The following is a 14,975-nucleotide window of genomic DNA, read 5'->3' on the forward strand; positions in this document are numbered from 1 at the left end:
CAAGGCAAGGCAAGGCAAGCATATTTTTTGCTCCTATTTAAGAATGTCAAGTGATATTTGTAGGGACACACTGCGTGTGTCCGTTATAAATTACAATTGTTTCAATATATTACAATCGGACACACGCAGTGTGTCCCTACATTTTAAAAATCTAGCGTAACGCTTTCTCAATCTTCTCAAATAAATCTTTGGAAAGATTTTCGACGGAGCTTAGACGCTCCAATGCACGCTTCATCAAGGTTTGACGCTGAGCATCGTAGCGGGCGAAACGGATCAAGGGTTCAATCAGACGAGCGGCAACTTGTGGGTTGCTGTCATTGAGGCGGATTAATACATCTGTTAAGAAACGATAACCTGAACCGCTGATTTCATGGAAAGCTTTAAGGTTTTGATTAGCAAAACTCCCCACTAAAGCACGAAGACGGTTTGGATTGTTGAAATTAAAACTTGGGTGATCCATTAGATGATTCACAATGTCTAACACATTTTCATCCGGTCGGGTGGCTTGTAATGCAAACCACTTATCCATCACTAAGCCATCGTGTTGCCATTTTTGCTCAAAATCAGCGAGTAAGGTATCACGGCACGCAAGGGAGGCTTTGGTTGCAGCAGCCAGTGCGGCAAGAGTATCCGTCATATTATTTGCCGCATTATAATGCTTATGAACGAGATTATTGCCAAGGGAGGTATAAGCCAAATAATTTAGGCAAAGGTTTCGCATTGCACGTAGAGCAATATCCTGTTGAGTGATACGATATTCATCCAAACGAATATGGTTGTAAGCTTTAAGCAGTGGCTCTTTCAGATATTCGGCAATGGTTTTCAATATAAACGATCGTGCAGCTACAATACCATCGGGATCAATGGTTTTAAAACTTTCGGCAAATTCAATATCCCGTGGTAAGGTAAGGATTAAGGTTGCCAATTCAATATCATCTTCATAATTTTCCAACACTGATAAAAGTGCGGTCAAAATTTGAGGTGAAATTTCGAAATCTTCTCCTTGTTGGAAGTGAGTCACGTTACGTCGTAACTCGTTCGTCAATAACATTTGTGCCGCATCCCAACGCACAAAAGCATTTTCGGAAAATTTTAATAAAGTAAGAAGTTGTTCCGTGGTGTAATCGTAATCTAACTTCACCGGTGCGGAAAAATCTTCCAGCAATGCCGGAACAGGGCGACCATAAATGCCGTGAAATTCAAACACTTGATCTTTTTCCGTAATATTTAATACCCCGCTTAATGGTGTACCGTTGTGCTGCAGAATTTGTTTCGTACCGTCTTGAGCATACAACGCCATTTTTAGTGGAATATGGAGATTGACTTTTTCCATTTGATCGGCTGTTGGCGGGGTAGATTGAGAAACGGTTAAACAATAGGTGTGGGTTTGTTCGTCATAAGCATCGCTAATCAATAATTCCGGCGTACCCGACTGACTATACCAACGGCGAAATTGGGTTAAATCAAGCCCGTTCGCACGTTCCATGGCAGAGACAAAATCTTCACAGGTCGCGGCTTTGCCGTCATTTTCCGCAATATATAACGCCATCCCTTTTTGGAACCCTTCCTCGCCCAATAAAGTATGCAACATACGGATCACTTCTGCGCCTTTTTCATACACGGTAACCGTATAAAAGTTATTCATTTCAATCACTTTTTCCGGACGAATCGGATGCGCCATTGGGCCGGCATCTTCAGCGAATTGTGTAGTGCGTAAAAATTTTACATTATTGATACGGTTTACCGCACGAGAGCCGGTATCGGAAGAAAATTCTTGATCACGGAACACGGTCAAGCCTTCTTTTAAACTTAATTGGAACCAATCACGACAGGTCACTCGATTCCCCGTCCAGTTATGGAAATACTCGTGTGCGATCACACTTTCAATAGCAAGATAATCTTCATCCGTTGCCGTTTGTGGATTCGCTAATACAAATTTAGAATTGAAAATATTCAATCCTTTGTTTTCCATCGCTCCCATATTGAAGAAATCCACCGCAACAATCATATAAATATCCAAATCGTATTCCAGATTAAAGCGATCTTCATCCCATTTCATTGATTTTTTCAGACTTTCCATCGCCCAACCGGCACGATCAAGATTCCCGCGATCTACATAAAGTTCTAATGCCACTTCCCGCCCGCTTTTTGTGGTAAATTTATCTTCCAAAAGATCAAAATCACCCGCCACTAAGGCAAATAAATAGCTTGGTTTCGGAAAAGGATCACGCCATTCAACCCAATGGCGACCGTTGTCTAATTCACCTTCAGCAATACGATTTCCATTGGAAAGTAAGTAAGGATATTTCGTTTTATCTGCGGTGATTTTTGTGGTGTAACGCGCTAACACATCAGGACGATCCAACATATAAGTAATTTGGCGGAAACCTTCCGCTTCACATTGTGTGCAAATCCCCTCGCCCGATTGATACAAACCTTGTAGCGAGGTATTTTCTGCCGGCACAAGAATGGTGACAATTTCTAGCTCAAATTCGACCGCACTTTGATCGCTGAGATCTAACGTTAAACTTTCGCCGTCTTGTTGATACGCAGTAAAAGGCTTACCGTTAAATTTAATGGAGGAAAATTGGAAACTATGACCGTCTAAACGCAAACTTGTTACGTCATCGTTTAATCGTTGGAACTTTGTAGTTGTGGTAACCACAGTGTGATTCGGATCTAATTGAAAATCCAGATAAATGTCTGTAACCGTAAAATCCGGTTTTTTATAATCTTTTCGATATTTTGCTTTGGCTAACATAATCCGCTCTTTTTTAAGAAAAAATCGTCCATTAGGATATGATTTTACGGCAAAAGTTGCAATGTAATTTTCTCTCACTACAACCGAGCAAACGTTTGCTTAGCCTTGTTAAATTATGCTATTCTACGCACCGTTTTTAGTTTTACTTGAGAGCAAAAAATGTCCACAACACAAGCACAAATTGCGATTGTGATGGGTTCCAAAAGCGATTGGACGACCATGCAAGAAAGCACGCAAATTCTAGATGAACTCAATGTACCTTACCACGTTGAAATCGTTTCAGCCCACCGTACCCCTGATAAACTTTTTAGTTTTGCCGAAAATGCACAGCGAAACGGCTATAAAGTGATTATTGCCGGCGCAGGTGGAGCCGCACATTTACCCGGTATGATTGCGGCGAAAACCTTGGTTCCCGTACTTGGCGTACCGGTGAAAAGTTCCATGTTAAGTGGTGTGGATAGCCTTCATTCTATTGTGCAAATGCCAAAAGGTATTCCCGTGGGAACACTTGCCATCGGCCCTGCCGGTGCAGCCAATGCAGCATTACTTGCTGCACAAATTTTGGCGGCGTGGGATCAGGATTTGCTCTCACGTTTACAAGCTTTCCGTGAAAAACAAACGAAGGCAGTATTGGATAACCCCGATCCACGCCTATAAAAACCTAAAAATTTGACCGTACTTTTAATAAAGTTCAGCATTATGTAGCGGTTTTACAAACCTGATTTTGGACTTTCTCGTAGGGACACACTGAGTGTGTCCGCTATATTGAAATACATTTGATTCCATAACGGACACACTCAGTGTGTCCCTACATTTTGCTTAAACGCCTGTTTTTGTTCATTTTCTACATAATGCCAATAAAGTGCGGTTGTTTTTTCGATTATTTTTAACGAGAAATAAAATGCAACAGTCTTCACTCTACCCCGTGGTTTATGTGCTTGGTAACGGTCAATTAGGCAGAATGCTTCGCTATGCCGGCGCCCCTTTAGATATTCAAGTCGAACCTTTAGCTTTCAACGCCCCTATTTTTGACTTACCGAAAAATGCGGTTATCACAGCTGAAATCGAGCGTTGGGAAAAAACACCTCTCACCGAATTGCTTGGCAACCACCCTCATTTTGTTAATCAATCCATCTTTGGCTTGTTGGCAGATCGTTTAACGCAAAAATCACTCTTGGATGAACTTGGGCTTTCTACCTCGCCTTGGTGCTTATTAGAAAATAAAGATCAATGGCAAGAGGTGTTCCAAAACATTAGTGAAAAAGTCGTGGTAAAACGCCGTACCGGTGGTTATGACGGACGCGGACAATGGATTATCACCAATGAAAACAACACTGAAATTACCGATGATTTATTCGGTGAAGTGATTGCAGAGCAATTTATTCCTTTTGATGATGAAGTATCACTTGTTGGTGCACGTTTCAAAAATGGTGAAAAACACTTTTATCCTGTGACACACAATCTTCAACAAAATGGAATTTTACGTTATAGCGTGATGGATACCACTTTCCCACAACAATCAAGCCAACAAAAACAAGCGGAAGAAATGCTTGGTAAAATTATGGACAAACTCAATTATGTGGGCGTCATGGCGATGGAATGTTTTGTGATTGGCGATAAACTTCTAATTAATGAACTTGCCCCACGGGTGCACAATAGCGGCCATTGGACACAGCTTGGCTGCACCATTAGCCAGTTTGAATTGCATTTGCGTGCTTTACTGGATTTGCCGACACCAAACTTGAAAACCTTTGCTCCAAGTGTCATGGTGAATTTAATTGGCACAGATCATAACCCGCAATGGCTAAAGACAGAGTTTGCCCAACTTCACTGGTATGGCAAAGAAGTACGTGCGGGGCGGAAAGTCGGCCATATTAACCTTTCTCACCCAAATAAATCCGTTATTATTCAACAACTGGAAAAACTTCGACATACTTTACCGGAAGATTACCAATCCGGTTTGGACTGGACAGTCGCACAATTAAAATAAATTCATTTTTAACCGCACTTTTTGATGTAATTAACAAAACACAAAAGTGCGGTTAATTTTTATCGTGTTTTTACTTGCTAAACATAAAAGCTTGCAGTATAAAACAACAGACCTAAATCCATTAAAAAAGGAAAACGCTATGTTTGAAAATATCAAAGCCGCCCCTGCTGATCCAATCCTTGGCTTAGGTGAAGCATTCAAATCCGAAACCCGAGCCAATAAAATCAATCTTGGTATTGGAGTTTATAAGGACGCACAAGGCGCAACACCAATTATGCGTGCCGTAAAAGAAGCCGAAAAACGCTTGCTCGACAAAGAAAATACCAAAAATTATCTTACCATTGATGGTATCGCAGAATACAACCGTTTAACTCAAGAACTACTCTTTGGCGTAGATAGCAACATTATTAAGCAACAACGTGCCAGGACCGTACAAAGCCTTGGCGGAACCGGGGCGTTACGTATTGCAGCAGAATTTATTAAACGCCAAACCAAAGCGCAAAATGTTTGGATCAGTACACCGACTTGGCCGAACCACAATGCGATTTTCAATGCGGTAGGAATGACAATTCGTGAATATCGCTATTATGATGCGGAAAACAAAACGTTAGATTGGGATAATTTAATCGCCGATTTAAGTAATGCAAATGAAGGCGATGTGGTGCTTCTACACGGTTGCTGCCATAACCCGACCGGTATCGATCCAACTCCGGAACAATGGAAACAACTCGCTGATCTTTCTGCAAAAAACGGTTGGTTACCATTATTTGACTTTGCTTACCAAGGCTTAGCAAACGGCTTAGATGAAGATGCCCTTGGTTTACGCACCTTTGCCGCAAATCACAAAGAATTGCTCGTTGCCAGCTCTTTCTCAAAAAACTTCGGGCTATATAATGAACGTGTCGGAGCATTTACCTTAGTGGCTGAAAATTCAGAGATCGCTTCAACGGCATTGACTCAAGTGAAATCTATTATCCGTACGCTCTACTCTAACCCGGCTTCACATGGAGCAGCAACCGTTGTTCAAGTGTTAAGTGAGCCTCAACTTCGCCAATCTTGGGATGATGAACTCACCGAAATGCGTGAACGAATCAAAAAAATGCGCCATTTATTCGTGCAATTATTAAAAGAATTTGGAGCCCAACAAGATTTTAGTTTTATCATTGAACAAAACGGTATGTTCTCCTTTAGCGGATTAACCGCCGAGCAAGTGGATCGTTTAAAAGACGAATTTGCTATTTATGCAGTGCGTTCAGGCCGCATTAACGTGGCAGGTATTACAGAAGATAACATTCGTTACTTATGTGAAAGCATTGTTAAAGTTCTTTAATCTCCTCTCTTTACTCAAAAGCGCATTCCAATATGCGCTTTTTTATTTTCGATAAAACAAGGAAAACATTAAAAATTATCCAATAAAAAATTAAATATTTAAAATTTATTTAACTATAAACGTTAAAATTTTAGAATTTAACTATTTATGATTGGCAATTATTCTTAACACGACTTAGACTATAAAGGTCATCTTTTATGAGGGAGATTTTTTATGCAATTTATAAAAATTGTCCTTGTCGGAATCGGGCAAATCTTTTTACAAGAGAACGGTCTATCAGGGCTAATTATCTGTATCGCAATGTTTTTCAGCCACTGGGCATTAGGTATGGGTTGCTTACTTGGGGCAATCATTGGCACAATAACAGCCATCTTACTCAAGTATCCCCAAAATGAAATCAAACAGGGGCTATATGGCTTCAATGCCAGCCTTGCTTTTATGTGTACAATGTTTACCTTTGGATTAAAAGGCGTTTCTCCTCTTATTTTTTCCTTAGGTATGATAAATGCGATCATTGCAACACTCATTATGCGTGAATTTACCAAAAGAAATCGGGTGGCTTATACTTTTCCTTTTGTGCTGACTTGTTGGTTTTTTTGCTGGGGTATAGCACAAATCGGTTTATTCGGATTATCGCAAACCACCCCAAACCTTGTTGATCACACCGCCACATTAGATTCGATTAAACAACCATTTTATGCTTGGGCAGAAGTCAATTTTGGTGCAAATTTAACAACAGGTTTTCTATTGTTTATTGCCATTGCGATTAGTTCACCGATTGCCGCAATCTGGGGAATGACGGCTACTGTCCTTAGTCCTTTCATTGCAGATTGTTTATTTAATATTGAACCTAATCAACTTGCAAACGGGATTTATAGCTTTTCCGCTATTTTAGTGGCTTGTGCCTTTGCCGGTAAAAAATTAAGTGATTTTATATACGTAATCAGTGGTATTATCCTTGCAATTTTAATTCAATTTAATATAGCGAAAACGGGTTTACCGCCTTATACTATCGGCTTTATTGTTTCTGCTTGGTTGATTTTATGGTTTAAAAATAATCTCAACCATGAAAAACTAAATTCTAAAAAATTCACTAACTTATTTAATCCCAAATAATCTGATGAAATAAAAGAAGGTAAATATGCATTTAACATCAAGAGAACAAGAAAAGCTGATGCTTTTTCTCGCCGGTGAATTAGCAGCGAAAAGAAAAGCCCGTGGGGTAAAATTAAATTATCCGGAAGCCATTGCCTACATTGCCAGCCATTTGCAAGAAGCGGCCCGTGACGGTATGACTGTCGCAGAAGTGATGGAATATGGCGCAACGCTTTTAACTATTGATGATGTCATGGAAGGTATCCACGAAATGGTGCATGAAGTGCAAATTGAAGCCACTTTCCCTGATGGCACTAAGTTAGTTACGGTACATAATCCGATTAGATAATCTAAACCGTGAAGATTGAAAAAAGGAAAAACAATGATCCCAGGCGAATACAAATTAGCAAACGGTGATATTCACGCCAATGTCGGGCGAAAAACTGTGAAAATAGACGTGGTGAACAAAGGCGATCGCCCAATCCAAGTGGGTTCCCACTATCACTTCTTCGAAACCAATAATGCCCTTGAATTTGACCGCACTTTAGCACGTGGCATGCGTTTAAATGTTCCTTCAGGCAACGCTATACGCTTTGAACCGGGTGAAGCTAAAACAGTAGAACTCGTAGCATTTGGTGGAAACAAAGTGATTTACGGTTTCCATAACAAAATTGACGGCAAATTGTAGGGGGAAATGATGGCATTAACAATTCCAAGAGCCCAATATGTGGCAACTTATGGTCCAACTGTGGGCGATAGCGTACGTTTAGGCGATACAGATTTGTGGGCAACTATTGAACAAGATTTACTCACTAAAGGGGATGAATGTAAGTTTGGCGGAGGAAAAAGTGTCCGTGATGGTATGGCACAATCCGGTACAGCAACACGTGATAATCCCAATGTTCTGGATCTTGTTATCACCAATGTGATCATTATTGATGCGAAACTTGGCATCATTAAAGCAGACATTGGTATTCGTGATGGACGTATTGTCGGCATTGGTCAAGCAGGCAATCCGGATACCATGGACGGTGTTACCCCAAATATGATTATCGGGGTCAGTACAGAAGTGCATAATGGTGCTAATTTGATTGCGACCGCTGGGGGAATTGATACCCATATTCACTTTATCTGCCCACAACAAGCACAACACGCCATAGAAAACGGTACAACAACCTTGATTGGTGGCGGTACTGGACCGGCAGACGGCACACACGCCACCACCTGCACGCCCGGCGCATGGAATCTACAACGCATGTTCCAAGCGGCTGAAGCCTTACCTGTTAATGTTGGCTTTTTCGGAAAAGGCAACTGCTCTACACTTGAGCCATTAAGAGAACAAATCCGTGCCGGCGCATTAGGGTTAAAAATTCATGAAGACTGGGGAGCCACTCCCGCTGTGATTGATGCGGCATTAAAAGTGGCAGACGAAATGGATGTACAAGTCGCAATCCATACAGATACGCTCAATGAAAGTGGTTTCTTAGAAGATACCATGAAAGCCATTGACGGACGTGTTATCCATACTTTCCATACTGAAGGTGCCGGCGGTGGGCATGCTCCCGATATTATCAAAGCGGCAATGTATTCAAATGTCCTCCCAGCCTCCACTAACCCAACTCGTCCGTTCACCGTCAACACTATTGACGAGCATTTGGATATGTTGATGGTTTGCCATCATTTAGATAAGCGTGTACCTGAAGATGTCGCCTTTGCAGACAGCCGTATCCGACCAGAAACCATTGCAGCAGAAGATATTTTGCACGATATCGGTGTATTCTCCATCATGAGTTCAGACTCACAAGCAATGGGGCGTATCGGTGAGGTCGTTACCCGTACTTGGCAGACAGCTGACAAAATGAAAGCACAACGTGGCGAGCTCGGCAGTGAAGGAAACGATAATTTCCGCATTAAACGCTATATTGCCAAATACACCATCAACCCTGCTATTGCTCACGGTATCGCTGATCATGTCGGCTCATTAGAAGTCGGTAAAATTGCCGATATTGTATTATGGAAACCGATGTTTTTTGGTGTAAAACCTGAAACCGTCATCAAAAAAGGGTTCATCAGCTATGCTAAAATGGGTGATCCAAATGCCTCTATTCCAACACCACAACCGGTATTCTATCGTCCAATGTTTGGTAACCAAGGCAAAGCCACAACGGAAACTGCGGTAGTGTTTGTATCTGAAGCGAGCAAACAAGCGGATATTCAAACCCAATACGGGATACAAAAAGAGCTTATTGCTGTAAAAGGCTGCCGTCATATTGGTAAAAAAGATTTAGTTCACAATGATGCCACACCTGAAATTACTGTCGATCCAGAACGCTATGAAGTTCGGGTTGATGGAGAATTAATCACCTGCGAACCTGCAGAGAAAGTGTCATTGGCACAACGGTATTTTATGTTCTAGGTATATTTCCCCTCATTATTTAAGAGGGGGATATTTAGTTTTATCGGGAAAATATGAAGATCATCAACCCAATCCTCCCCATTATGGAAAACATCTTGGGAAATTTAACCGACCTTCGTACAGAGGGTAAAATTACCACTCAAAGCATTGAGCGTGTACCATTGCAATGGTATGAAAGCGAACGCAATATTTTACGAAAAACTACTGACACGGGACGTGAAGTGGCGTTTCGTTTGCTCAAAGAAGGACAACGCTTGAAACATAATGATGTGGTGTTTATTAGCGATGAACTGGCAATCGTGATCGAAATTTTGCCAAGTGAAGTTATCCTACTTTCACCAAAAACCTTACCTGAAATGGCACGAGCCTGTTATGAAATCGGTAATAAACATTCTCCGCTCTTTTTAGATGGCGATGAAGTTACCTTACCTTACGACAAGCCGATGTTTGAATGGTTACAGGCAGCAGGATTTAATCCGCAAAAAGCAGAGCGCCGTTTAAGCCAAGCGTTACGGGCAAATTCTGCTCAAGGTCACGGACATTCTCATCAGCACGCCCATTCACACAATGGCTACCATCATCACGGAGACGGAAATTGGCACCAACATTAAACCGGAGTTTGTCTGATTTAGGCGCATTGCTCCATCTAGTTGATCCTACGCTTCCTATTGGCGGATTTAACCACTCAAATGGTTTGGAAACCTTCGTTCAACAGAGAATTGTGGAAAGTAAAGCGACACTTGAAGACTATGTTCACACCCAGCTATTACAAAACTGGATTTATAATGACGGGGCTTATCTCTCTCTTGCTTTCGATGCCATGGAAAACCACAATTTCGACCGTTTATGCGAATTGGATTGGGAACTCTCCGCCACGAAAATGGCACGTGAAAGCCGTGAAGGCAGTTTTAAACTCGGTGTGCGGTTGCTCAAAATTTTTATTCGCTATGAAAATCATCCCGTTCTCATGGCATATCAACAAGCCATCACAGAAAAACTGGTTCAAGGCTACTTCCCTATCGTCTTTGCGATGATAGCCCAAGCAATGGGGCTAACCAAAGCCGATACGCTCTATGCCTTTTATTACAATGCAGCGGTCGGAGCGATCACCAATGGGGTAAAGCTGATTCCATTAAGCCAAATGGACGGACAAGATATTTTGTTCGGCTTACGTCAGCCTTTGCAAGAAGCGGTAGGATTAAGCCTCAATCCTGATCCCGATTGGCTCGGAGCTGCCACACTCGCTAACGATATTCGGGCAATGCAACACGAACAGCTTTATACGAGACTTTATATGTCGTAGAAAGTACGTTTACGGGAGAAGGAAAGAGCGGTCATTTTTTACCCAAAATTCGGTACTATGTTTCATACCCTCTCCCTCCAAAAAACCAAAGAATTTATCCACCCTTTCCCGGAAGTGGAGAGGGAAACCATTAGAAAAAGGAAAAACAATGCGTAACTACATTAAAATCGGCGTAGCCGGCCCAGTCGGGGCGGGCAAAACGGCGTTAATCGAAAAACTCACCCGTGAGATCGCAAGCAAATATAGCGTAGCGGTGATCACCAATGATATTTACACCCAAGAAGATGCGGAATTTTTAACAAAAAACAGCCTACTTCCGCCAGAGCGGATTATGGGGGTGGAAACCGGCGGCTGTCCTCATACAGCAATCCGTGAAGATGCCTCAATGAATCTTGAAGCGGTAGATGAAATGGTGGCTCGTTTTCCTGATGTAGAAATCGTCTTTATCGAATCAGGTGGTGATAACCTTTCAGCCACCTTTAGCCCGGATTTAGCAGATGTGACGATTTTCGTGATTGATGTGGCGCAAGGCGAGAAAATTCCACGTAAAGGCGGGCCGGGTATTACCCGTTCGGATTTATTGGTGATTAATAAAACCGACCTTGCGCCTTTTGTAGGGGCAGATTTAAGCATAATGGAACGTGATGCCCGTCGTATGCGTAATGGTCAGCCGTTTATTTTCACTAATCTAATGAAAAAAGAAAATCTCAATGGAGTGATCGGCTGGATCGAAAAATATGCATTATTAAAAAATGTGGAAGAGCCAAAAGCGTTAGTAAGATAAAGATATTACCTGCTTTAAGAAAAGAGGGGTACAGGGAAGGGTTTGATAGAAATAAAATCCCCCTAGCCTTTTCAAAGAGGTGTTTAAAAGTTAAACAATGAACAGTAAACTCAAACTTTCCACTAAACTTTCTTCCAAGGGTACAACCCAACTTGCAGAATACTTTGCGACGCCACCATTCAAAGTGATGACGTTACCGAATTATTCCGGTACTTGGTTGAACGGATTAAATGCCATGCAAATGTCTTCCTCACCGGGTATCTTGGCAGGGGATCGGTTGGATATTCAAATTTCACTGGCAAAATCTACCGCACTTTCGCTGAATACGCAGGCATTCAGCCGTGTGCAGGCAATGAATGCTGGCGACTGTGCCGAGCAAATCACACAAATTCATTTGGCGGAAGAAAGCCGTTTATTCTATTTGCCTCATCCCTTGGTGTTGCATAAAGATGCTGCTTTCAAACAAAAAACGATCATTGACATGCAGCCAAACAGTGAACTGATTTACGGTGAAACTATCGCTATTGGGCGTGTGCTAAATAATGAGCGTTTTGCTTTCCGTCAATTTTCATCTCATTTGAAAATTTATGCCCTGCAAAATGATGGCAAAAAACGCCCGCTTGTGTCAGATTGTATTCAATGGCTGCCTTCATCAATGACTCTCACCGCATTGAGCCAAATGGAAAACTATTCCCATCAAGGATCATTAATTTATCTAAACCTAGGTAAAAGTGCGGTCGAATTAAAGGCAATTTTACAAACCATTCACGCACATATTGCAGAAGAAAAAACTATGCTGGTTGGGGCTTCCCTTTTGAACAGTGGAGGAATAATGGTGCGTGTACTCGGGCATCGTGCCGAGCAAATTCAGGATATGTTTCAAAATCTTGCCAAAGATTTCCAAAAGGAAAGTTAAGTAAAATGGGCAGATTACTCTGCCCTATTTTTATACCGTCACATATTCTAAAACAGGTAAATTCAATGCCCGTATAAGTTCTTCCGTCATTGATTTGTGACTCAATTTTGCCGGTTTTTCCACCATCACAATACGCTGAATATCCGTTAATATTTTGTCATTCAAATAAGCAAAATTCAGTGCGGTTTGTAATGCCGGTAAACTAGGATTAAAGGCCGCATTTTCCGCATACCGCCCGGTAATAATTTCCCCATTTTTAAACAATATTGCAATGCCGTGTGGGCTTTCGGAATAAGGGCAATAGGATTGGTTCGCCGCTAAAATCCCTTGATTAATCAATTCATCAGAATGATCGGCAATCAAATGATGTTCTTCTTTGGCTAATAAATGAGCCGTAATATTAAGATCTTTTGGACCAAAAGAATCCGGTAGATAATGATGTAAAGGGTTATTTAAACGATGAGGAAGATGAATCTGCAAGGTTTCAGCGCCTTGTAATTCATTCATAAATTGACGGCAATGCCCGCAAGGTGTGTAATTCACAACCACATGATCAATCTGTGTTTCTCCACGCAGCCATGCATGACTAATCGCACTTTGTTCCGCATGAATAGTCTGTTGAATTTCTACATTTGCAAATTCTTGATTTGCACCAAAGTAGAAATCCCCCTTTTGACCAATTGCCACCGCCCCAACATTAAAATGGGAAACGGCCGTATGACTATAACAAGCGGCGATAGGAAGTAAATGTATGGCTAATTGCAAGGGCTCTAATTCAAAATCTAAGCAAATCCGTTCCACTTGTTGAGCCCTCAAAAAGCCCGCCCAATTTCCAGCTTCTAGTTCTTTTATAATTGACTGATTCAATGGCTCATCCTGTGGCAGTGCGTGTTTAATTAATTCTTTCATCCGTTCTCCTTAAAAACATCTTAAAATTTAACCGCACTTATTGTAGATCAAAACTCAACGGATCAATCGACTATTTATAAAATCTGTGAAAAAGATCACAATTGAAGTTATAAAGGCATTTTGTTAATCAATCGTTAAATCTTTTTAAAAACATAGAATTGATACAAATAATCTATCAATTCTATCTAACAAAGTGGCTTTATTCCCTACTTTTATTATGTATAATAGCCACACTTGAAGCGAGATGGCTTCTGTCTGTAAAAAGTTTATCAACAATGTAGAGGAAAACATTATGTCAAAAACATCTATCGGCTTAGATAAAGAACAATCCGCAGAATTAGCAAACAAATTAAATGATTTACTTGCCACTTATCAAATTTTCTACACCAACGTGCGTGGTTATCACTGGAATATTAAAGGTGTAAACTTCTTTGAATTACATGCAAAATTTGAAGAAATTTATACAGATTTAATCACTAAAATTGATGAACTCGCAGAACGAATCCTGACTTTAGGTCATACGCCAAATAATGCTTACAGCCAATACTTAAAAGTATCCCGTATTCAAGAAGACATTGCGGTAAGCAATGCGCAAGACTGTTTATCCGGTACATTATCAGGCTTAAAAGTATTGCTTGATCAACAACGTGAAATCCTCGCTCTTGCCGGCGATGCCGATGATGAAGGTACCGCTTCTCAAATGAGCGACTACATCAAAGAGCAAGAAAAATTGGTATGGATGTTCAAAGCCGCTTGCCAAACTTGCCATGCATAATTCAATCTAATAAAAAGAAAACCTGCCGGTTGGCAGGTTTTTTTGTGATTAAATCGCCTTATCAAAATACAACTCCACCCCACTCTGCTCGGACATTTTCTCTAAATATGCCGCCACTTCCGGTGGGAATTGAATATCACGTACACAGGTTAAATTACGTAACATTGGGAAAACAATAATATCTTCCAAAGAAATCCCATCATTCAATGATGAAGGGGATTTAATCAGAGGCACAAGATTTTCGAGATCTTGATGTAAGCGAACAAGATAGTTTGCCGTTTCATCTAAATTTTGCTGAAAATCCCCGATTGATTCGGTTTTCTTTTTAGTGAAATAATCCACCTCACTTTGGGTTTTAAATTCTGCGAGATCCATTTTGACAAAACGCGGAATGAGTAAATGATTGTAGTAACGACTGACCGTTTTTACCCATTCCTCAATTTCAGGACGAAGTTGTTCAGAAAGCATTTTTTCACCGAAATACTCATCCACATAACGGACAATATCCAAACTTTCCGGCATTGCTGTGCCATCTTCTTTGACTAAAATCGGGACAACCTTTTTCCCCACTAAATCTGTTGGCGTGATTTCGTCATCATTGGCGAGAATGACGAGTTCAAAAGGCAGATTTTTTAACCCAAAGATCATTCTTGCACGCACACAAAATGGGCAATGATCATAAGCATATAATTTCAT

General features: G+C 41.0%; 15 protein-coding genes. 12 read left to right on the top strand and 3 right to left on the bottom strand.

Features of this window, described 5'->3' with window-relative positions:
• Positions 1 to 151: 151 nt before the first annotated feature.
• Complete coding sequence (gene pepN / locus BKK54_RS01420; protein WP_077540799.1) at positions 152 to 2,761, bottom strand: aminopeptidase N; 2,610 nt, start codon at positions 2,759 to 2,761, stop codon at positions 152 to 154.
• 159 nt (positions 2,762 to 2,920) lie between these two features.
• On the opposite strand from pepN, the gene purE reads away from it, so the two are divergent.
• The 11 genes from purE to BKK54_RS01475 all read left to right on the top strand — a co-directional run bounded on the left by purE (position 2,921) and on the right by BKK54_RS01475 (position 12,595).
• Positions 2,921 to 3,418 carry a 5-(carboxyamino)imidazole ribonucleotide mutase gene (purE, locus tag BKK54_RS01425; RefSeq protein ID WP_077540801.1) on the top strand — a complete coding sequence of 166 codons (498 nt, stop codon included), beginning with the start codon at positions 2,921 to 2,923 and terminating at the stop codon, positions 3,416 to 3,418.
• 244 nt (positions 3,419 to 3,662) lie between these two features.
• Complete coding sequence (purK, locus tag BKK54_RS01430; protein WP_077540803.1) at positions 3,663 to 4,751, top strand: 5-(carboxyamino)imidazole ribonucleotide synthase; 1,089 nt, start codon at positions 3,663 to 3,665, stop codon at positions 4,749 to 4,751.
• Positions 4,752 to 4,890: 139 nt separating this feature from the next.
• Entirely contained in the window at positions 4,891 to 6,081 is a 1,191-nt protein-coding gene (locus BKK54_RS01435; RefSeq protein WP_077540805.1) for an amino acid aminotransferase, read from the top strand.
• A 213-nt stretch (positions 6,082 to 6,294) separates the two neighbouring features.
• Positions 6,295 to 7,197, top strand: coding sequence for an urea transporter (locus BKK54_RS01440; protein WP_077540807.1), 903 nt, complete (start codon positions 6,295 to 6,297; stop codon positions 7,195 to 7,197).
• A gap of 25 nt (positions 7,198 to 7,222) precedes the next feature.
• Complete coding sequence (ureA, locus tag BKK54_RS01445) at positions 7,223 to 7,525, top strand: urease subunit gamma (RefSeq protein ID WP_077540809.1); 303 nt, start codon at positions 7,223 to 7,225, stop codon at positions 7,523 to 7,525.
• Positions 7,526 to 7,558: 33 nt separating this feature from the next.
• Positions 7,559 to 7,864, top strand: coding sequence for an urease subunit beta (ureB, locus tag BKK54_RS01450; protein ID WP_077540810.1), 306 nt, complete (start codon positions 7,559 to 7,561; stop codon positions 7,862 to 7,864).
• Positions 7,865 to 7,873: 9 nt separating this feature from the next.
• A complete protein-coding gene (ureC, locus tag BKK54_RS01455; RefSeq protein ID WP_077540812.1) occupies positions 7,874 to 9,592 on the top strand; it encodes an urease subunit alpha in 1,719 nt (572 codons plus the stop codon).
• A 53-nt stretch (positions 9,593 to 9,645) separates the two neighbouring features.
• Positions 9,646 to 10,203 (top strand): urease accessory protein UreE, encoded by a 558-nt coding sequence (gene ureE / locus BKK54_RS01460; RefSeq protein WP_077540814.1) that lies wholly within the window; start codon positions 9,646 to 9,648, stop codon positions 10,201 to 10,203.
• Positions 10,188 to 10,895 (top strand): urease accessory protein UreF, encoded by a 708-nt coding sequence (locus tag BKK54_RS01465; RefSeq protein ID WP_077540816.1) that lies wholly within the window; start codon positions 10,188 to 10,190, stop codon positions 10,893 to 10,895. Before ureE ends, BKK54_RS01465 begins: the two co-directional genes overlap by 16 nt.
• A 148-nt stretch (positions 10,896 to 11,043) precedes the next feature.
• Complete coding sequence (ureG, locus tag BKK54_RS01470; RefSeq protein ID WP_077540818.1) at positions 11,044 to 11,679, top strand: urease accessory protein UreG; 636 nt, start codon at positions 11,044 to 11,046, stop codon at positions 11,677 to 11,679.
• 97 nt (positions 11,680 to 11,776) lie between these two features.
• Positions 11,777 to 12,595 (top strand): urease accessory protein UreD, encoded by an 819-nt coding sequence (locus tag BKK54_RS01475; protein WP_077540820.1) that lies wholly within the window; start codon positions 11,777 to 11,779, stop codon positions 12,593 to 12,595.
• Positions 12,596 to 12,625: 30 nt separating this feature from the next.
• Here BKK54_RS01475 and cdd read toward each other — a convergent pair whose 3' ends face one another.
• Positions 12,626 to 13,504 (bottom strand): cytidine deaminase, encoded by an 879-nt coding sequence (cdd, locus tag BKK54_RS01480; protein WP_077540822.1) that lies wholly within the window; start codon positions 13,502 to 13,504, stop codon positions 12,626 to 12,628.
• A gap of 292 nt (positions 13,505 to 13,796) precedes the next feature.
• Between cdd and BKK54_RS01485 the strand changes: the two genes are divergently transcribed.
• Entirely contained in the window at positions 13,797 to 14,279 is a 483-nt protein-coding gene (locus tag BKK54_RS01485) for a Dps family protein (protein ID WP_077493026.1), read from the top strand.
• Positions 14,280 to 14,327: 48 nt separating this feature from the next.
• On the opposite strand, the gene grxB is transcribed toward BKK54_RS01485, so the two are convergent.
• Positions 14,328 to 14,975 (bottom strand): glutaredoxin 2, encoded by a 648-nt coding sequence (gene grxB, locus BKK54_RS01490; protein ID WP_077540824.1) that lies wholly within the window; start codon positions 14,973 to 14,975, stop codon positions 14,328 to 14,330.

It is taken from the genome of Rodentibacter genomosp. 1 (assembly GCF_001999285.1).
GTDB lineage: Bacteria > Pseudomonadota > Gammaproteobacteria > Enterobacterales > Pasteurellaceae > Rodentibacter.

Bases quoted from the DNA above. Each gene is read 5' to 3' on its own strand.
- pepN (WP_077540799.1), bottom strand. From the start codon at position 2,761: ATGTTAGCCAAAGCAAAATATCGAAAAGATTATAAAAAACCGGATTTT.
- purE (WP_077540801.1), top strand. From the start codon at position 2,921: ATGTCCACAACACAAGCACAAATTGCGATTGTGATGGGTTCCAAAAGC.
- purK (WP_077540803.1), top strand. From the start codon at position 3,663: ATGCAACAGTCTTCACTCTACCCCGTGGTTTATGTGCTTGGTAACGGT.
- BKK54_RS01435 (WP_077540805.1), top strand. From the start codon at position 4,891: ATGTTTGAAAATATCAAAGCCGCCCCTGCTGATCCAATCCTTGGCTTA.
- BKK54_RS01440 (WP_077540807.1), top strand. From the start codon at position 6,295: ATGCAATTTATAAAAATTGTCCTTGTCGGAATCGGGCAAATCTTTTTA.
- ureA (WP_077540809.1), top strand. From the start codon at position 7,223: ATGCATTTAACATCAAGAGAACAAGAAAAGCTGATGCTTTTTCTCGCC.
- ureB (WP_077540810.1), top strand. From the start codon at position 7,559: ATGATCCCAGGCGAATACAAATTAGCAAACGGTGATATTCACGCCAAT.
- ureC (WP_077540812.1), top strand. From the start codon at position 7,874: ATGGCATTAACAATTCCAAGAGCCCAATATGTGGCAACTTATGGTCCA.
- ureE (WP_077540814.1), top strand. From the start codon at position 9,646: ATGAAGATCATCAACCCAATCCTCCCCATTATGGAAAACATCTTGGGA.
- ureG (WP_077540818.1), top strand. From the start codon at position 11,044: ATGCGTAACTACATTAAAATCGGCGTAGCCGGCCCAGTCGGGGCGGGC.
- BKK54_RS01475 (WP_077540820.1), top strand. From the start codon at position 11,777: ATGAACAGTAAACTCAAACTTTCCACTAAACTTTCTTCCAAGGGTACA.
- cdd (WP_077540822.1), bottom strand. From the start codon at position 13,504: ATGAAAGAATTAATTAAACACGCACTGCCACAGGATGAGCCATTGAAT.
- BKK54_RS01485 (WP_077493026.1), top strand. From the start codon at position 13,797: ATGTCAAAAACATCTATCGGCTTAGATAAAGAACAATCCGCAGAATTA.
- grxB (WP_077540824.1), bottom strand. From the start codon at position 14,975: ATGAAATTATATGCTTATGATCATTGCCCATTTTGTGTGCGTGCAAGA.